This window comes from Comamonas sp. DB36, assembly GCF_057914905.1.
Genome location: NZ_CP196632.1, coordinates 175,395 through 193,376, shown reverse-complemented (window position 1 = coordinate 193,376; position 17,982 = coordinate 175,395). Strand labels below are relative to the sequence as shown.

General features: G+C 66.8%; 19 protein-coding genes and 1 pseudogene. 3 read left to right on the top strand and 17 right to left on the bottom strand.

The annotated features are described in order from the left end of the window. The 11 genes and pseudogenes from arsH to ACSVDO_RS21855 all read right to left on the bottom strand — a co-directional run bounded on the left by arsH (position 1) and on the right by ACSVDO_RS21855 (position 9,181). Positions 1 to 717 (bottom strand): arsenical resistance protein ArsH, encoded by a 717-nt coding sequence (arsH, locus tag ACSVDO_RS21905; protein WP_489597175.1) that lies wholly within the window; start codon positions 715 to 717, stop codon positions 1 to 3. After that, on the bottom strand, positions 704 to 1,135 hold the full coding sequence (arsC, locus tag ACSVDO_RS21900) for an arsenate reductase (glutaredoxin) (protein ID WP_489597173.1): 432 nt from the start codon (positions 1,133 to 1,135) through the stop codon (positions 704 to 706). The genes arsH and arsC overlap by 14 nt, the downstream gene beginning before the upstream one ends. 11 nt (positions 1,136 to 1,146) lie before the next feature. Further along, the gene (locus ACSVDO_RS21895; RefSeq protein WP_489597171.1) at positions 1,147 to 2,436 is read right to left on the bottom strand and encodes an arsenic transporter; all 1,290 of its coding nucleotides are present in this window, start codon (positions 2,434 to 2,436) and stop codon (positions 1,147 to 1,149) included. Between the two features lie 7 nt (positions 2,437 to 2,443). Beyond that, positions 2,444 to 2,764, bottom strand: a complete 321-nt coding sequence (locus ACSVDO_RS21890) for an ArsR/SmtB family transcription factor (protein ID WP_332537260.1) — start codon at positions 2,762 to 2,764, stop codon at positions 2,444 to 2,446. Between the two features lie 161 nt (positions 2,765 to 2,925). After that, positions 2,926 to 3,777: an HpcH/HpaI aldolase/citrate lyase family protein gene (locus ACSVDO_RS21885; RefSeq protein ID WP_489597169.1), complete on the bottom strand. Its 852-nt coding sequence runs from the start codon at positions 3,775 to 3,777 to the stop codon at positions 2,926 to 2,928. Between the two features lie 12 nt (positions 3,778 to 3,789). Beyond that, positions 3,790 to 4,443, bottom strand: coding sequence for an alpha/beta hydrolase (locus tag ACSVDO_RS21880; protein ID WP_489597167.1), 654 nt, complete (start codon positions 4,441 to 4,443; stop codon positions 3,790 to 3,792). Positions 4,444 to 4,445: 2 nt separating this feature from the next. Next, a pseudogene (locus tag ACSVDO_RS21875) lies at positions 4,446 to 4,631 on the bottom strand (electron transfer flavoprotein subunit alpha/FixB family protein); the annotation flags it as partial. Positions 4,632 to 4,934: 303 nt separating this feature from the next. Continuing rightward, complete coding sequence (locus ACSVDO_RS21870) at positions 4,935 to 5,921, bottom strand: tripartite tricarboxylate transporter substrate-binding protein (protein WP_489597166.1); 987 nt, start codon at positions 5,919 to 5,921, stop codon at positions 4,935 to 4,937. Between the two features lie 24 nt (positions 5,922 to 5,945). Continuing rightward, on the bottom strand, positions 5,946 to 7,127 hold the full coding sequence (locus ACSVDO_RS21865) for a CaiB/BaiF CoA transferase family protein (RefSeq protein WP_332681999.1): 1,182 nt from the start codon (positions 7,125 to 7,127) through the stop codon (positions 5,946 to 5,948). 15 nt (positions 7,128 to 7,142) lie between these two features. Beyond that, on the bottom strand, positions 7,143 to 8,303 hold the full coding sequence (locus ACSVDO_RS21860) for an acyl-CoA dehydrogenase family protein (RefSeq protein ID WP_489597164.1): 1,161 nt from the start codon (positions 8,301 to 8,303) through the stop codon (positions 7,143 to 7,145). A gap of 29 nt (positions 8,304 to 8,332) precedes the next feature. Continuing rightward, positions 8,333 to 9,181 (bottom strand): HTD2 family dehydratase, encoded by an 849-nt coding sequence (locus ACSVDO_RS21855; protein ID WP_489597162.1) that lies wholly within the window; start codon positions 9,179 to 9,181, stop codon positions 8,333 to 8,335. Between the two features lie 105 nt (positions 9,182 to 9,286). Here ACSVDO_RS21855 and ACSVDO_RS21850 point away from each other — a divergent pair, with 105 nt between their 5' ends. Together ACSVDO_RS21850 and ACSVDO_RS21845 are read left to right on the top strand one after the other, a co-directional pair. Further along, positions 9,287 to 10,258: a LysR substrate-binding domain-containing protein gene (locus tag ACSVDO_RS21850; RefSeq protein WP_489597160.1), complete on the top strand. Its 972-nt coding sequence runs from the start codon at positions 9,287 to 9,289 to the stop codon at positions 10,256 to 10,258. An 87-nt stretch (positions 10,259 to 10,345) separates the two neighbouring features. Beyond that, on the top strand, positions 10,346 to 11,443 hold the full coding sequence (locus ACSVDO_RS21845) for a sensor histidine kinase (RefSeq protein WP_489597158.1): 1,098 nt from the start codon (positions 10,346 to 10,348) through the stop codon (positions 11,441 to 11,443). An 80-nt stretch (positions 11,444 to 11,523) separates the two neighbouring features. Here the strand turns inward: ACSVDO_RS21845 and ACSVDO_RS21840 are convergent, their stop codons facing one another. The 6 genes from ACSVDO_RS21840 to ACSVDO_RS21815 all read right to left on the bottom strand — a co-directional run bounded on the left by ACSVDO_RS21840 (position 11,524) and on the right by ACSVDO_RS21815 (position 16,928). Beyond that, a complete protein-coding gene (locus ACSVDO_RS21840) occupies positions 11,524 to 11,901 on the bottom strand; it encodes a response regulator (protein WP_489597157.1) in 378 nt (125 codons plus the stop codon). A gap of 310 nt (positions 11,902 to 12,211) precedes the next feature. Continuing rightward, positions 12,212 to 13,210, bottom strand: a complete 999-nt coding sequence (locus ACSVDO_RS21835) for a Bug family tripartite tricarboxylate transporter substrate binding protein (protein WP_489597156.1) — start codon at positions 13,208 to 13,210, stop codon at positions 12,212 to 12,214. Between the two features lie 75 nt (positions 13,211 to 13,285). After that, the gene (locus ACSVDO_RS21830) at positions 13,286 to 14,185 is read right to left on the bottom strand and encodes an amino acid ABC transporter substrate-binding protein (RefSeq protein ID WP_489597155.1); all 900 of its coding nucleotides are present in this window, start codon (positions 14,183 to 14,185) and stop codon (positions 13,286 to 13,288) included. 70 nt (positions 14,186 to 14,255) lie between these two features. Continuing rightward, entirely contained in the window at positions 14,256 to 15,734 is a 1,479-nt protein-coding gene (locus tag ACSVDO_RS21825; protein WP_332538734.1) for an aldehyde dehydrogenase, read from the bottom strand. A gap of 61 nt (positions 15,735 to 15,795) precedes the next feature. Next, positions 15,796 to 16,392: a thiamine pyrophosphate-dependent enzyme gene (locus ACSVDO_RS21820; protein ID WP_489597153.1), complete on the bottom strand. Its 597-nt coding sequence runs from the start codon at positions 16,390 to 16,392 to the stop codon at positions 15,796 to 15,798. Further along, a complete protein-coding gene (locus ACSVDO_RS21815) occupies positions 16,392 to 16,928 on the bottom strand; it encodes a phosphonopyruvate decarboxylase (RefSeq protein WP_489597151.1) in 537 nt (178 codons plus the stop codon). Before ACSVDO_RS21815 ends, ACSVDO_RS21820 begins: the two co-directional genes overlap by 1 nt. Positions 16,929 to 17,037: 109 nt before the next feature. Between ACSVDO_RS21815 and ACSVDO_RS21810 the strand changes: the two genes are divergently transcribed. Beyond that, positions 17,038 to 17,973 carry a LysR family transcriptional regulator gene (locus ACSVDO_RS21810; RefSeq protein ID WP_332549474.1) on the top strand — a complete coding sequence of 312 codons (936 nt, stop codon included), beginning with the start codon at positions 17,038 to 17,040 and terminating at the stop codon, positions 17,971 to 17,973. The last annotated feature ends 9 nt before the right edge of the window (positions 17,974 to 17,982 follow it).

Sequence of the window (17,982 nt, the reverse complement as noted above, 5' to 3'; positions counted from 1 at the left end):
TCAGATGCTGCGCTGGTTGACCCGTTCGGACAGCGCCTGCGCGCTTTCGCGGCGTTCGCTGTAACGGTCCACGAGGTAGTCGGCGCAGTCGCGCGTGAGCAGCGTGAACTTGACCAGCTCCTCCATCACGTCAACCACGCGTTCGTAATAAGGCGAAGGTTTCATGCGCCCGGCGTCATCGAACTCCATGAAGGCCTTGGCCACCGAGGACTGATTGGGGATGGTGAGCATGCGCATCCAGCGGCCCAGCACGCGCAACTGGTTCACGGCATTGAACGACTGCGAGCCGCCCGAGACCTGCATCACGGCCAGGGTCTTGCCCTGCGTGGGGCGCTGCGCGCCCGCGGCCAGCGGAATCCAGTCGATCTGCGCCTTCAATATGCCGGTCATCGCGCCATGGCGTTCGGGCGAGGTCCAGACCATGCCTTCGGCCCAGACCGCGAGTGCGCGCAGTTGCTTCACCTTGGGGTGGTCATCGGGCGCGTCGTCGGGCAGCGGCAGGCCACGCGGATCGAAGATGCGGGTGTCGGCGCCCATGGCCTGCAGCAGGCGCGCGGCTTCCTCGGTCAGCAGCCGGCTGTAGGAGCGCTCACGCACCGAGCCATAGAGCAGCAGGATGCGCGGCGCATGGGTGGCGCGCTCGGCCGGCAGAAGATTGGCGAGCGTGGGCGCGGCAAACGCCTGGGAGTCGAGTTGGGGCAGATCAGGGCTTGGCAACGCGCTGTCCTTTCGCGTCCACGACAGCTTCGCCGTCTTCCTTGGCAAACGCCTGGCGCTGCGGCTGGGGCAGGATGTCGAGCACGGTTTCCGAAGGCCGGCACAGCCGCGTGCCCAGCGGCGTGACGACGATAGGCCGGTTGATCAGCAGCGGCTGGGCGAGCATGAAGTCGATCAGCTGCGCATCGTTCCACTTCGCATCGCCCAGGCCCAGTTCTTCATAGGGCGTGCCTTTTTGCCGCAGCAGATCGCGCACGGAAATGCCCATGGCGGCGATCAGCTGCTCAAGCGTCGCGCGGTCCGGCGGCGTCTTGAGGTACTCGATGACCTGCGGTTCTTCGCCGCTGTTGCGTATCAGCGCCAGCACATTGCGCGAAGTGCCGCAGGCCGGGTTGTGATAGATGGTGATGTCGCTCATATGGATTCCTTTCAGGAGAACAGACTCAGACGCAATGCCAGCGCGGCCAGGGTCACGACCAGCACCGGCAACGTGAGCACGGCGCCGACCTTGAAGTAGTAGCCCCAGCCGATCTTCATGCCCTTTTGCGCCAGAACATGCAGCCACAGCAGCGTCGCCAGGCTGCCGATAGGCGTGATCTTGGGGCCCAGATCGCAGCCAATGACATTGGCGTAGACCATGGCCTCCTTGACCACGCCAGCAGCCGTGGATGCATCGATGGACAGCGCGCCTATCAGCACCGACGGCAGGTTGTTCATCACCGAAGACAGCAGCGCCGACAGCATGCCCGTGCCCAGCGCCGCGCCCCAGACGCCGCCTTGCGCAAAGACATCGAGCAGCGCCGCGAGTTCATCGGTCAGGCCTTCATTGCGCAGGCCGTAGACCACCAGGTACATGCCCAGCGAGAACACCACGATCTGCCAGGGCGCGCCGCGCATCACCCGGCGCGTGCTGATTGCCCTGCCCCGGCCCGCGACCAGCAGCAGCAGCACGGCCGCCACGGCGGCCACGGCGCTGACCGGAACGCCCAGCGGCTCGAGCGCGAACATGCCGACCAGCAGCAGCGCCAGCACCACCCAGCCGGCGCGAAACGTCGCCCGGTCGCGAATCGCCGCGGCCGGCGGCTTGAGCTGGGCCAGTTCATAGCGCGCGGGAATGCTGCGTCGGAAGAACAGCATCAGCATGCCCAGGCTGGCCAGCACCGCGACCAGATTGACGGGCAGCATCACGGCCGCATAGTCGTTGAAGCCGATGTGGAAGAAGTCGGCGGAGACGATGTTCACCAAATTGGAGACCACCAGCGGCAGGCTCGCGGTATCGGCAATGAAGCCCGCGGCCATGACGAAGGCCAGCGTTGCCGCGGGCGAAAAGCCCAGGGCCAGCAGCATGGCCATGACGATGGGCGTAAGAATCAGCGCCGCGCCATCGTTGGCAAACAGCGCCGAGACCGCCGCGCCCAGCAGCACGATGAAGGCAAACAGCCGCGGCCCCCGGCCCCCGCCCCAGCGCGCCACATGCAGCGCCGCCCATTCAAAGAAGCCGGCCTCGTCGAGCACCAGGCTGATGATGATGATGGCGACAAAGGTCGCGGTCGCGTTCCAGACAATGCCCCAGACCACGGCAATGTCCGAGAGCTGCACCGCGCCCAGCAGCAGCGCCGCCGCCGCGCCGATCGAGGCGCTCCAGCCTATGCCCAGGCCGCGCGGCTGCCAGATGACCAGCACCAGCGTGGCGACGAAAATCACAAAGGCGGTCAACATGGTGGGCTCAGCCTTTGCAGGAAAGTTCGGCGGGAGCGCAGGGAATGCCCTGGCAGCAGTTTTCGCTCAGATAGTCGAGCAGGCCGTTCATCGCCGGAAACGCCGCGCGGTACAGCACATGGCGGCCCTGGCGTTCCTGGCTCACGAGCTCGGCATGGGCCAGCTCCTTGAGATGGAACGACAGCGCATTGGCTGCGATGCCCAGTTGCGCGGCCAGCGCGCCCGGGGTCAGCCCTTCGGGGCCGGCCACGACCAGCGCGCGGAATATGCGCAGCCGGGCTTCATGGGCCAGCGCGGCGAGAGAACGAATGACTTGGGCTTCTTGCATAAATCAATAATACAACAATTGTTGAATCATTAGAGAAAAGTTGCAGTCAATACCTGGGGCTGCGGCATGCAAGACTTTAGCGGCTAAAAAGCGGGAGCATCTGCCCCCGCGTTCTTCACGCTGCGCTCAATGTGCTCAAAGTCCGCCTGATGCCGCGCGGTTCAACGCCCCAGGGCCGCGCGCGCCAGCAGGCGCCGCGCCTGCAGCACCACGGGCAGATCGACCATGCGGCCGTCGAGCTGCACGGCCGCGCCGCCCGACCGGGCATCGGCCTCGAGCACGCGCTGCGCCCAGGCCACATCGGCGGCCACCGGGGCCATGGCCTGGTGCACGATGCCTATCTGGCGCGGATGTATGCACAGCTTGGCGCCAAAACCGTAGCGCAGCGCCTGGCGTGTGTCGCGGCGCAGCTGCTCGTCGTCATGTATGGCCAGCGTCACGCCGTCGATCGCGGGCGCGAGCCCGTTGGCGCGTGTCGCCATGGCCACGGCGAAACGCAGGGGCGCGAGTTCGGGCTCGCCCTCGGAGCACTGCAGTCCGGTGTCGGCCATGAAGTCGATATGTCCTATCACCAGCCGCAGCACATTGCGCGCTGCGGTAATGGCGGCCAGCGCGCCGTAGCCGGCGGCGCTTTCAATCAGCGGCAGCACCGGCACGGCCGGCAATGCGGCCTGCACCTGGGCCAGCTGCTGCGCCGACTCGGCCTTGGGCACCATCACGCCGTCAAGCCCATCGAGCTGCGCCAGCAGGCGCAGATCCTGCGCGCCCAGCGCCTGGCCGGCGGCATTCATGCGCAGCACCAGCGGCACGCCCAGGCCCTGGAGCCGCGGCCACTCCTGGCGCACGGCGTCGCGCGCCGCGGCCTTCTCGCTCAGGCCAACGGCATCTTCCAGGTCCAGCACCACCGCGTCCGCGCCGCTGCGCATGGCTTTTTCAAAGCGTTCGGGACGGTTGCCCGGGACAAACAGAAAACTGCGGGCCGTGGCCAGCGTGAGCGATGCAGAGGAAGACATGGGTCGGCCGTTTCAGACGGATAAATGGGTAAGCACCAGCTGGCGCAGGATGTGCAGCCTGCCGGTGAAGAAATGGTCGGCCCCGGGCACGACCACCACGGGCCGGCCCTGCGGCCGCGCCCAGTCGAGCACCGCGCCCAGCGGCACGCGCGTGTCGAGTTCGCCATGCACCACCAGCGCGTCGGGCAGTTCGGTGGGCGTGTCGTAGCGCCGCCCTCCTTCGACTTCGCCCGAAGGCATGCCCGCCAGGCAGATGCGCCACGGCGCCGCGTTGGCGGCCAGCAGCGCGCTGGCCACGCGCGCCTGCACGAAGGCACCAAACGAAAAACCCAGCAAGGCGCAGCGCAGTTCGGGCCGCGCGGCGCGCAGCTGGCGGTAGAGCGACAGCAGGTCCTCGGTCTCGCCCAGGCCCGCGTCATGGACTCCGGCGCTGCCCGCGACGCCGCGAAAATGCGGGCGCACCACGAGCCAGCCCGCATCGGCCAGCGCGCGCGCCAGCAGCTGCACGATCTTGTGCTGCGCCGTGCCGCCCTGCAAAGGCTGGGGATGGGCAATCAGCGCCAGGCCCAGGGCTTCACCCCGGGGCACATCCACCAGCATTTCGATGCGCCCCACGGGGCCGTCGGCAAAACACGCGCCGCTGCGCGCCAGATCCAGCCCGGCCATGCTCACAGCGCCCGGCTCAGTTCGGGCATGGCCGTGAACAGGTCGGCTTCCTTGTGGATGGCCACAATCACCTTGGAGTCCTTCATGCCCGCCAGATGCTGGATGCCGCCCGACATGCCGGCGGCAACATGAAGTTGCGCAGTGGCGATTTTTCCGGTCCGGGCTCGCTGCGGATCATGGGCCGCGTAGCGCGAGGCGTTGTCGTGTTCTGCAATAACGGGAGGGGTCATGCCATTCTTTCGGTATGGAGTTAGCGCAGGCTTGGCTGGAGTACCGCGTCGCCTTCCGTTCGCGCTGAGCTGGTCGAAGCGCAGTACTGCCGCGTGCTGGCGGGCCGGCTGTTCACCCTTCTATCCTTAGGCAGGCCGGCGATGACTTCGGTGAACCTGCCAGGGCCGGCCGCGCCTCAGCCGGCCGCTCCTTAGCCGGCCGCGCCTAGGCCGGCCGCCCCCTTTTCCTTGAAACCCAGGGCTGACTCGGCGGCGATTTCGTCAATCGGCAAACTGGCCTGCGGCCTTGATCACCGGCGCATAGCGCTGGGTTTCCTGTTCCAGCCAGGTTTGCAGGCCCTGGGGGCTGAGCTTGTCGTCGGCGGGAATGATGGCGCCCAGATCCGCCATGCGCTTGGCGACCTCGGGGTCCTTGAGCGCGGTCCTGAGCGCCGTGCCGAACTTGTCTATCGCTTCCTTGGGCGTGTTCTTTGGCGCATAGATGCCATGCCAGACCACCAGCTGAAAGCCCGCCAGGCCTTGCTCGGCCAGGGTCGGCGTGGCCGGCAGCGATTTGAGGCGCGAGGCGGTGGTCACGCCGTAGAGCTTGACGGAGTTGGCCTTGATGAACGGCGTGGTCGAGGTGGTCTGGTCGCACAGCAGGTCAACCTGGCCGCCGAGCAGCGCATTCATCGCGGGCCCCGTGCCCTGGAACGGCACGGACGTCAGGTCCACGCCCATGGCCTGGGTCAGCAGCATGCCGCACAGATGGGATACCGCGCCCAGGCCCGCATGCGCGAGGTTGAGCTTGTTGCCCTGGGCCTTGGCATAGGCCTGCAGTTCCCTGAAATCCTTGGCCGGCAAATCCTTGCGGCCGACCACGGTCATGGGCACGTCGATGACCTGGCTCACATAGTCGAAGTCGGCCAGCGGCTTGTAGTTGAGCTTGCGGTACAGCGCCGGCGCCGTCGCCATGCCGTTGTGGTGGATCAGAAAGGTATAGCCGTCGGGCTTGGCGCGCGCGGTATGGGCCGCGGCAATGGTGCCGCCCGCGCCCAGCTTGTTCTCCACGATCACCGTCTGGCCCAGCGTCCTGCCCATGGCCGCGGCCAGCGTGCGCGCCACCACGTCGGTCGGGCCGCCCGCGGAATAGGGAACGACCAGCGTGATGGGCTTGGTGGGATAGCTATCGGCCGCGGCCAGGCCGGCGCCGAGCAGGCCCAGCGAAAGACAGGCCAGCGAAATCACAGTGCGGGGGAATGAGGTCATTTTTGTCTCCTGGTTATATTTTTGTCAGATCGCGCCTTCGCGGCGCAGCGCGGCAATGCCGTCCTGCGACCAGCCCAGTTCGTGAAGAATGGCGTCGGCATGCTGGCCCAGGCCGGGAACGCCTTCCATGCGCGGCGTGTAGGCGTCGGTGCGCCCCGGCGGCAGCAGCGCGGCAATGGGCCCGGCGGGCGTGGCCACTTCGGTCCAGCGCCCGCGCGCCTGCAGCTGCGGGTGCGCCCACACATCGCGCATTTCGTTGACGGCGGCGTTGGCGATCTGCGCCGCCTCCAGCCGCTGCACCACCTGCTCGCTGGTCAGCGCCGCAAACGCCGCGACGATCAGCGCGCGCAGTTCGTCGCGCCGCGCGACGCGGCGCGAGTTCGAGGCAAAGCGCTCGTCGGCCGCCAGCGCGGGCTGCTCCAGCACCGAGGTGCAAAACGCCGCCCATTCGCGCTCGTTCTGCAGCCCCAGCATCACGTTGCGGCCGTCGCCCGCGGGAAACGGCCCGTAGGGATAGATGGTGGCGTGGGCCGCGCCGGCGCGCGGTGGCGGCGCCGCGCCCTCGTAGGCGTAGTACAGCGGATAGCCCATCCACTCGACCATGCTTTCCAGCATGGAGATATCGATGTGGCTGCCGACGCCGGTCTTGCCGCGCTGCATCAGCGCAGCCAGGATGTTGGTGTAGGCGTACATTCCGGCGGCGATATCGGCAATCGAGCAGCCGGCCTTGGCGGGCTCATCGGGCGAGCCGGTCACCGACAGAAAGCCCGACTCGCTCTGGATCAGCAGGTCATAGGCCTTCTTGTCGCGGTAGGGCCCGTCTTCGCCATAGCCCGAGATGTCGCAGACGATCAGCCGCGGGTGCCTGGCATGCAGCGCCTCGAACGACAGCCCCAGGCGCGCGGCCGCGCCGGGCGCGAGGTTCTGCACCAGCACGTCGGCGGTTTCCAGCAGCTGGGCCAGCACCTTCTGCGCGTCCGGGTGCTTGACGTCCAGCGTGAGGCTTTCCTTGGAACGGTTGGTCCAGACAAAGTGCGAGGCCATGCCCTGCACGCGCTCGTCATAGGCGCGCGCGAAGTCGCCGGTGCCGGGGCGCTCGATCTTGATGACGCGCGCGCCCAGATCGGCCAGCTGGCGGGTGCAAAAAGGCGCGGCAATCGCATGTTCTAACGTGACGACGGTCACGCCGTCCAGAGGTCGGGTCATGGTGCGCTCCGGCGATCAATACGACTTGGGCAGGCCCAGCACATGCTCGGCGACGTAGCTGAACACCATGTTGGTGGAAATCGGCGCCACCTGGTACAGCCGCGTCTCGCGGAACTTGCGCTCTATGTCGTATTCGCAGGCAAAGCCGAAGCCGCCATGGGTCTGCAGGCAGACATTGGCCGCTTCCCACGAGGCCTTGGCCGCGAGGTGCTTGGCCATGTTGGCGGCCGCGCCTGCGTTCTGGTGGGCGTCGATCTTCTCGCAGGCCTTCCAGCGCATCAGGTTGGCGGCTTCAAGCTCGATCAGCGCTTCAGCAATCGGGAACTGCACGCCCTGGTTCTGGCCTATCTTGCGGTTGAAGACCACGCGCTCGTTGGCGTACCTGGTCGCGCGATCGATGAACCAGTAGCCGTCGCCAATGCACTCGGCGGCAATCAGCGTGCGCTCGGCGTTCAGGCCATCGAGCAGCGTCTTGAAGCCCTGGCCTTCGGGGCCCAGCAGGTTGTCCTCGGGAATCTCCAGGTTGTCGAAGAACAGCTCGTTGGTCTCGTGATTGACCATGTTGAGGATGGGCTGCACCGTCATGCCATTGCCTGTGGCCTGCTTCACATCGACCAGAAAGCAGCTCAGGCCCTCGGAGCGCTTTTGCACCTGCTCCAGCGGCGTGGTGCGCGCCAGCAGGATCATCATGTCGCTGTGCTGCACGCGCGAGATCCAGACCTTCTGGCCGTTGACCACCCAGCGGCCGTCCTTTTTCACGGCCATGGTCTTGAGCCGCGTGGTGTCGCTGCCGGTCGTAGGCTCGGTCACGGCCATCGACTGGATGCGCAGCTCGCCCGACGCGATGCGCGGCAGGTACTTCTGCTTTTGCGCGTCGGTGCCGCTGCGCACGATGGCGTTCATCACATACATCTGGCCGTGGCAGGCGCCCGAGTTGCCGCCCGAGCGGTTGATCTCCTCCATGATGACCGAGGCCTCGGCCATCGACAGGCCGGAGCCGCCGTATTCCTGCGGGATCAGCGCCGCCATCCAGCCGGCCTGGGTCAGCGCCTGCACGAACTCCTCGGGGTAGGCGCGCTGCTCGTCGATCTTGCGGAAGTACTCGTCGGGGTATTGCTGGCACAGCGCGCGCACGGCGTCGCGGATTTCCTGGTATTCGTCGGTTTCGTGGAACATGATTTTTTCCTGGGGAGAGAAGCGGCCGTTCAGGCCAGCAGCGCCGTGGCGTCCATCGTCAGATGGCCGGCGGCGTCGCGCGACCACAGGGCCACGCTGCCATCGCCGTTGTCGCGCCCGCAGACGTCGAACGGGGCGATGTCGCACAGCGGCTTGAGCGCGCGGAAAGTGAAATGCCTGACCTGCGCGCCGGGGCGCTCGCGCCGCAGCAGGTCCAGCAGCAGCGTGGCAATCAGCGGGCCGTGCACGATCAGGCCGGGATAGCCTTCGACCTGCGTCACATAGCGGCGGTCGTAGTGGATGCGGTGGCCGTTGAAGGTCAGCGCCGAGTAGCGAAACAGCAGCACGTCGTCGGCAACGATGCGCCGCTGCCATTGCGCATCGCCGGGTGCGGCTGCGTACTCGGGTGCAGGCTCGCCTTCGGCGGGCAGCTCGCGGTAGACGATGTTGTGCTGGTCGACGATGGCCAGCGCGCCGTCGGCGCGGATTTCATGGCGCACCTTGACGAAGACCAGCGGGCCGGTGCGGCCTTCCTTGAGCTTCACCTCCTCGATGCGCGACAGACGCTCTATCGCCTGGCCGGCGCGCAGCGGCGCGTGGAATTTGATATGGCTGCCGGCCCACATGCGCCGCGGCAGCGGCACCGGGGGCAGAAAACCGCCGCGCCGCGGATGGCCGTCGGGGCCGATCTCGGACTGGCGCGCCACGGGCAGGAAGTACAGCCAGTGCCAGCAGGGCGGAACGGGGTCGCCGTGTGCCGGCGCGTCATCGCGGTCCAGCGTGGCCGTCAGCGCGCGCAGCGGCGCCAGCGTTACGGTGTCGGCCATCGTCTCGGTGTGGCCCGTCCAGCTGCGCAGATGGTCGATATCGAGTGTCATCTTTGTCTCCTTGGAAGCTGCATTGTGCGAAGCCCAGCGATATATGTGAAATACTTATTGAACCTATGCGATATATGCAAAACAACTAGCCAAACAGGAGCCTCGATGGAACTTCGACAACTGCGCTACTTCATCGGTGTGAGCGAGGCCGGCAGCCTGCTCAAGGCCTCGGGCCGGCTGCATGTGGCCCAGCCCGCGCTGGGCCAGCAGATCACCGCGCTCGAGGACGAAGTCGGCGCGCAGCTGTTCGAGCGTTCCAGCCGCGGCGTGGCGCTGACCGAAGCCGGGCGCATCTTCCTGGAACATGCGCGCGTGGTGCTGCTTGATGCCGAGCGCGCGAAAATGGCGGTGCGCGAGGCCACGTCCGTGCCGCGGGGAGAAGTCGCGCTGGGTCTCACGACCACCGTGGCGCTGGCGGCGATCATGCCGATTCTTGCGGCCTGCCGCGCCGAGCTGCCGCAGGTGCGGCTCAAGCTGGTCGAGGCCTACAGCGGCTTTCTGCGCGAGCGGCTGCAGTCGGGCCAGCTCGATCTGGCACTGATGTACGGGGATGGCGTGGACTCGGGCCTGTTGAAGCGGCCGCTGCTCGACGACCAGCTGGTGTTCATCACCAGCGCGGCCAACACCCAGCTGCCGGCCCGGATTCCATTGAAGGCCCTGAGCGAATGGCCGCTGGTGCTGCCGGGGCGCGAACATGCGCTGCGGCGCATGATCGACGACGCCTGCGCGCCGCAGAAGATAGCGCTGGACATCGTCGCCGAGATCGAGTCGCTGAGCAGCGTCAAGCTCGCGGCCGAAGCCAATATCGGCAGCACCATTTTGCCGCTGGGCTCGGTGGCCGAAGAAGTCGCGGCCAACCGCCTGCGCATTGCCACCATAGACAGCCCGCTGATGCGCCGGCGCGTGGTCTGCGCCACCAATGCTGCGCGGCCCACGTCGGTGGCCTGCGCGGCCGTGACCGAACTCACGCAGCGCGTGCTGCGCCAGATGGTGGAGTCGGGCGCCTGGCCCGCGCAGTGGGTGGGCGCGGCGGCCGCGCCCGCTTCATCTGCGGCGCGCCCGCCAGGCAAGCGCTAGCGCTAGCGCTAGCGAAGTGGATGGTTTATTCGCAGCGACGCCATGCTGCTGCAGGTATAAATAGGAAAAAATTAGGACCTACCACCCATGCGGCTTGCCACGTTCATAGAAACGGCCCACGTCCAGATCCTGGCGGAGGCGATTGCGTTTGCAAAGACTATTCCCGCCCTGGAGCACACCAGCGAAAAAGCCTTGCGCGACCATCTTCCGGAAGTGCTCGAAGCCATTTCCGCGGACCTGAGGACCTCGCAGACGAGGGCCGCGTCGATTCTCAAGTCACACGGCAAGGCCACTCCAGGCACGTCCCAGACCTCGGCGCAGACGCATGGGCTGACGCGTGCGCAGGACGGAATCAACATCGAGCAGCTGATTGCGGAGTTCAGGGCCTTGCGCGCGAGCATTCTCAGGCTGTGGGCCGAGGCCTATCCTATGGGACCGGATGCCTTCGAAGACATCACCCGATTCAACGAGGCAATCGATCAGGCCGTGGCCGAATCGGTGAAGTTCCATGCGGACGAGCGCGAACGCTGGCGGCAAATCTTTCTGGGCATCGTGGGCCACGACCTGCGCGGTCCGCTGCACACCATTGCCTTGACGACGGCACTCATGCGCCAGCAAGGCAGCGCTCCCGTCCAGCAGACGGCGCTGCTCACGCGCGGCATAGAACGCATGACAGGGCTGCTCAATACGCTGCTGGAATACAGCCGGTCGAACCTGGGCGGCGACATGCCGTTGCAAAGGGAGCCCGTTGATCTGGCCGTGGTGTGCGCCGATGAACTCGATCTGCAGCGCGCCGCCTACCCCGATGCGCGCATTGAATACAGGGTGCAGGGCAATGCCGAAGGCATGTTCGACGCATCCTGGATGAGACAGGCGATTGGCAATCTGGTGACGAATGCCATCAAGCATGGCGACGCGGGCGCTGCGGTCAGCGTGGAGGTCGAGGGCGACACGGCCTGCGTGCGGGTATCGGTGGAGAATGCCGGCGAGTTGCCGCCCCATGAGATCGAACAGCTGTTCGAGCCCTTGCGCCGCGGGCGCAGCGGCTCGGCCCGGGTGGACCGCAGCCACCTGGGCCTGGGCCTTTTCATTGTCCGGCAGGTCACCACCGCCCATGGCGGCACGATCAAGGGCACAAGCAGCGCGCACAGGGTGCGGTTCACGATCGAAGTGCCTAAATGCTGAGACCGGCTGCAGCCCACCGAGGAGTACCTCGTCGCGCTGCTCGATACCTGCGCGCCGCCTCCTCCTGACGCAGGCCAGGCTCAGCCGCCAAGCCGCTGCTGGACCATACGGGTGAGAGCATCGAGATCCACGGGCTTGCTCATGCAGCGATCAAAGCTGCCATTGTCCATGGCTTGCTCGAGCCGCTCCAGGTTTCCGGACAAGGCAATCAACAGGGGAGCGGCGCCGGGGTACAGGGATCGCAAGCGCTGGGCCAGCGCTTCGCCATCCATCTCCGGCATTTCCATGTCCAGCAGCGCTACATCCGGGCGCTGCCGGGTGGCGCTGTCGATGGCTTGCGGGCCGGCATAGTTGACCAAGACAGCCGTATCGGGAAAGTTCATTTTCATGACCAGACCCAGAACGTCTGCGGAGTCCACATGGTCGTCCACTATCAGGATCATCGTTGGGGTCGTCATTGGTGGCCTTCAGCGTCAGCATGTTCAGGGAATCCGAAAGAGGATGAATTACGATGCGACGCGCCACAGCTGCAGCAACGGCCCCAAACAGACACTGGACGCCGCCATCGCCTTTTGCGCGCACAATCCCCGCCTTGCAAAACACCGGTAGGAATGCGCTCCGGGTCATTTGCCCGAAGTGCTCAAAGCCATTTCAGCCGACCTGAAAACCGCCGGGGGTAGGACGCAGGCTATTGCCAGGTCCCCCGCAGACGCTTTCCCCCTGTCATCACAGACCCCGGCGCAAGCCCCTGCGCCAGGCCGCGGGCGATCAGTCGCGCTTGAGCCCGCCTATCGACTGGATCACCGCGCGCCATTTGTCGGTCTCGGTCCTGACCAGCGTGGTCAGCGCTTCGGGCGTGGAGCCCACGGGGGTGGCGCTCAGGTCCTTCAACCTGGCCTGCACGTCGGGCAGCGCGACCACGGCCTGCAGCGCCAGGCTCAGCTCCTCGACCAGGGGCCGCGGCATGCCCGCCGGGCCGAAGATCGCATTCCAGGTCCAGGTTTCATAGCCGGCAACGCCCGATTCGGCGAGGGTGGGAATCTCGGGAAACGAGGCCACGCGTTCGCGCGTGGTCACGCCCAGCGTGCGCACCGCGCCGGCGCGGATATGCGCGGCCGCGCCGGTGAGCACGTCAAACAGGATGGGAATATGCCCGGCCACGAGATCGGCCATGGCCGGGCCGCCGCCCTTGTAGGGCACATGGCCCATCTCCAGCCCCGCCATGGATTTGAGCAGCTCGCCCGACAGATGCGGCGGCGTGCCCACGCCCGAGGTGCCGTAGCTGAACTTGCCGGGCTGGGACTTGACCAGCGCGATCAGCTCCTGCACATTCCTGGCCTTGACCGAGGGGTGGACCAGCAGCACATTGGGCACGGTGGCGATCAGCGAGATCGGCGTGAAGCCGGTCTGGGCGTTGTACGGCAGCTGGGCCATGGACAGCGGATTGATCACATGCGTGGCAATCGTGCCCATCAGCAGCGTATGGCCGTCGGGCGCGGCGCGCGCGACCCTGGCCGCGCCTATGGTGGCGCCGCCCCCGCCGATGTTCTCGACGACCACGGTGCGCTGTATGCGCTCACCGAGCTTTTGCGCCACCAGGCGCGAGACCACGTCGGTGGCGCCGCCCGCGGCAAACGGCACGACCAGGGTGATGTTGCCCTTGGGCAGCGTCGCGGCGGCGGGCTGGGCCAGGGCCGGCCTGATGGCCAGGCCCAGCAGGGACGATGCGCTGGCCTGCAGCAGCAGGCGGCGAGAGGAACGGTGCATGGCTTGTCTCCATTGGGGTTGAGGCAAGAGCGTTCTGTGCGCTCTTTGCCGGGGCGAAAAAACCGCTCTCGCGTCTCAGATGCCTCGATTGCCTGGGTTCTGGTAGGCGTTCTTCAGCGCCGGCGACATCGGCAGGTTCAGGTTGACATTGGCCGGCGGCACCGGCTGCAGGAACCATTTGGTGTAGAGCCGGTCGATCTCGCCGCTCTTCATGGCCGTGGTCAGGGTTTCGTCGACCAGCGCCTTGAACTGCGGATCGTCCTTGCGGTACATGAAGCCATAGGGCTCGTCGCGCAGGCGCTCGGCAAGAATGCGGTAGTTGGCCTGCTGCCCGGACTGGGCGATCAGGCCGGCCAGCTGCACGTCCTCGAGCACCATGGCCGCGGCGCGGCCCGACGACAGCAGCAGGAAGGTGTCCGAAGTGTCGCGGCCCGACAGTTCGTTGAACGTGACTTTCTCGCTCTTGCGGTAGCCGCGCAGCAGCTGGATCGAGGTGCTGCCGGCGACGGTGCCAATGGTCTTGCCGTCCAGCTGGGCCAGGTTGTCCATGCCCGATTTGGCGCCTACCGCCACGGCCACGCTGGCGACGAAATGCGTGGGCGCGAACTCCACCTGCTGGGCGCGCGCCGCGGTGTTGGTGGTGGTGCTGCACTCGAGGTCTATGGTGCCGTTTTGCACCAGCGCAATGCGGTTGGTCGGCGTGACCATGGTGTACTCGACCTTGAGATGGGGCAGCGCCAGCCTGGCCTTGACCGCGTCGACCACCTTGGCGCACAGGTCGGCGGAAAAGCCAATAGGCTGGCCGGTCGAGTGCACCTTGTAGGAGAACGGAAAGGACGCATCCCGGCCGCCGAGCTGGATGACGCCCGACTCCTTGATCTTCTGCAGCGTTCCGGTGAGTTGGGCCTGGGCCGGCGTTGCGGCGGACAGCAGGAGGGCGGCCGTGAGAGCGGTCGTGGCGAAAGCGTGGTGCATGCGAACTCCTAAAGTATCAAGAACCGGGCGTACAACGTTCAATTTCTGTCTGTCTGATCTCCAGCTGCGCCTAGCGCAGCACGAACGGATTGCCCGTGACCGCGCCGCTGTTGATCCATACCGTCTTGGTCTGCAGGTACTCGCGGATCGCGTCGCTGCCGTTCTCGCGGCCCAGGCCCGAGTCCTTGTAGCCGCCGAACGGCGCCATGAAGCTCACCGCGCGGTAGGTGTTGATCCACACCGTGCCCGCCTGCAGCCGCTCGGACATGCGCAGCGCGCGCGCAATGTCGCCGGTCCAGACCGCGGCCGCCAGGCCGAAGCGCACGCCGTTGGCAATGCGCAGCGCGTCGGCTTCGTCCTGGAAGCGGATCACCGACAGCACCGGGCCGAAGACTTCCTCCTGCGCGATGCGCATGTCGTTGCGCACGCCGGTGAAGATCGTCGGCTGCACGAACCAGCCCTTGCCGCAGCCGGGCGCCTCGCCCTTGGCGCCGCCAAGCACCGCGGTCGCGCCTTCGCTGCGCGCGATGGCTATGTAGTCAAGCACCTTGCGGTATTGCGGCTCGGTGGTGATGGGGCCGACCTGGGTGTCGGGGTGCATGGGGTCGCCCATGCGCGCGCTGCGCGCCACGGCCAGCAGCTTCTCGACAAAGGCGTCGTGGATGCTGTCCTGCACCAGCAGGCGCGAGCCCGCAATGCAGGTCTGGCCGGTGGCCGCGAAGATGCCCGAGATCGCGCCGAACACCGCCTGGTCGAGGTCGGCATCCGCAAACACGATGTTGGGCGACTTGCCGCCCAGCTCCATGGCCGTGTGCTTGAGCAATCGGGCGGCCTGCTCGTTGATCAGCCGGCCCGTGGCGTCCGAGCCCGTGAAGCTGATCTTGCTGACCAGTGGGTGCTCGACCAGCGGCGTGCCCACTTCCTGGCCAAAGCCCGTGACCACGTTGAACACGCCCGGCGGAAAGCCCGCTTCCTCGAACAGCTCGGCCAGCTCCAGCGTAGACGCCGAAGTGAACTCCGAGGGCTTGACGACCACGGTGCAGCCCGCGGCCAGCGCCGGCGCGATCTTCCAGGCCAGCAGCAGCAGCGGCGAGTTCCAGGGGGTGATCGCCGCGACCACGCCCACGGGTTCGTTGCGGGTGAAGGCGAAATAGCCTTTCTTGTCCAGCGGCAGCGTGCTGCCCTGCACCTTGTCGGCCAGGCCGCCGTAGTAATAGAACCATTGCGGCAGGTAGTTGAGCTGGGCGCTCATTTCGGCAAACAGCTTGCCGTTGTCGCGCACTTCGGTGGCTGCCAGCTTGGCGGCGTCGCGCGCAATCAGATCGCCCAGCGTGCGCAGCAGCGCGCCGCGCTGGGTCGCCGTGAGCTCGGCCCAGGGGCCGGTGGTAAGCGCCGCATGCGCGGCCTGCACCGCGGCATCGACATCGCGCGCATCGCCGCGCGGGATCTCGGCCCAGGTTTCCCCGGTATAGGGGTTCTGGCTCGCAAACCAGGCGCCGCCCTGGGGCGCGCAGGCCTGGCCGTTGATGCGCAGTGAATAGCGTTGCATGGGGAACTCGCAAAAAAGAAGAACAGGCGGCGCCCGGCAAGCCAGGCACCGGACACGGGGCTCAGAAAGGCTTCAGGCCCAGGGCCGCGCGAAAGCGGTTCTTGATGTAGGGGCCGTCGCGCGGCGGCAAGGCGCGCTCGGGCTCGTCGGCCGCGATGAACACCTGCACGAAACGCGTTCCCTGGCGCGCATTGATGCCCTGGGCGATCTCGGCGCTGGCCGCCGTGCTGTCGACCGAGAACGCGTCGGCAATGCCGAAGCCCTTGGCCACGGCCACCAGGTCGGTGCCCAGGCTCGAATGGCTTTGCTGCATGCCGGTCTCGCCGAAGTGGCCGTTGTCCAGCACCACGATGGTCAGATTAGTGGGCTGCTTGGCGGCAATCGTCGCCAGGCTGCCAATGCCCATCAGCTGCTCGCCGTCGCCGGTGATCACCACCACCGGCTTGTCGGGCTGGGCCAGCGCCAGGCCCAGGCCCAGCGAAGTCGCGCCGCCCATGGCGCCCCAGAGGTAGTAGTTCTTGTCGCGGTCGCCGCTGGCAAACACGTCATAGGACGCCGAGCCCAGGCCGGAGACGATCAGCGCCTCGGGCGTGGCCGCGATCAGCTGGGCCACGAAGGCGCGGCGGTCGGCGCGCGCTGTCAATTGCTTGCGGTTCATCACTTGCGCTCCCACTTCTTGCGGCCAATCAGTTCCTGTCCCAGCAGCACGGCCACCTTGGCGCCGACCTCGAACGCGGCGTCAAAGCCGGCGCTGACGATTTCCTCGACTTCCTCGGGTTTGGAGGCGCGCAGCACCTGTATGCCCATCAATTCAAGCGCGGCCTGCGTGGCCTGGCCCATGGGGCTTTGCCAGGGGTTGAACTCGGCGTACTCGCCGCGCATGGTCACCAGCGTGAAGAACGGCAGGTCGGCCGACTGCAGCAGCGAGAACATGTTCACGCAGTTGCCCACGCCGCTGCTTTGCATCAGCAGCACCGCGCGCTGGCCGCCGAGCCAGGCGCCGCTGCACAGCGCAACGCCCTCTTCTTCCGTGGTCAGCACCACGTCGGTGATGTCGGGATCGGCAATGGCGCTGCGTATCACATGCGAGTGGCCGGCGTCGGGCACATAGGCGATCTGCTGCACACCGCCGGCCTTGAGAACATTGAAGACGGCTTTTTGCCAGTCAGGCGCCGTATCCGGGTGGGAGTTCATGGGAAGTGCTTGAAGTGGTTGGAATATGGAAATAATAAAATCTGATGACAAGCAATCTCAAATAGAATTTCAGCATTCCACAATCACGCTTTCTGATGGGACATACGCCATGGACTTGAAGCAGCTGCGCGCCTTTCTGACGGTGGCCGAGACCGGCAACGTGACGCGCGCGGCCGAGCTGCTGCACCTGGTGCAGCCCGCGGTCTCGCGCCAGATCCGCTTGCTCGAGGAAGACATGGGCACGCCGCTGTTCGAGCGCGAGCGCCACGGCATGGCGCTGACCGAAGCCGGCCAGGCGCTGGTGGGCTATGCGCGCCGCGCGCTGCTGGAACTCGACCGCGCGCGCGCCGAACTCAGCGGCCGCAGTGCGGGCGGCCTGAGCGGTCTGGTGACCCTGGGACTGCTGCCCAGCACCGTCGACCTGCTGTCCAGCGCCCTGGTCTCGGCCGTGGCCGCCGCCCATCCGGGCATACGCGTGCGCATTGCCGTGGGCTATGCGGGCACCTTGATGCAATGGCTGGCTTCGGGCGAAGTCGACGCCGCCCTGCTCTACGGCGCCGAGCGCTCACCCGACATCCAGACCACGCCGCTGGTCGAGGAAGCGCTGTGGGTCATAGGCCCGCCGCACAGCGCGCTGCAGCCCGATAGGCCCGTCGCCCTGGCGGAGCTGGCCGCGCAGCGCATGGTGCTGCCGAGCGCGCCGCACGGGCTGCGCACGCTGGTCGAGCATGCCTGCGTGCTTGCCGGCGTCACGCTGCAGCTGTCGGCCGAGACCAATGCGCTGAGCGTGCAGCGCAGCCTGGTGCTGGGCGGCCATGGCCTGACCATACTGCCGCCGATTGCCGTGGCCGACGACCTGCGCGAAGGCAAGCTCAAGGGCGCGCCGCTGGCCGCGCCCGGAATCCGCCGCACCATCGTTCTGGCCCTGCCGCTGCACCGGCCCACGCCGCGCCATGTGCGCTGCGCCATCGATCTGCTGGTGCAGCAGGCGCGCCTGACCATAGACGCCGGCGCCTGGCCCGAGGGACAGTGGCTGGGAGCGTGAAGGCTGCGC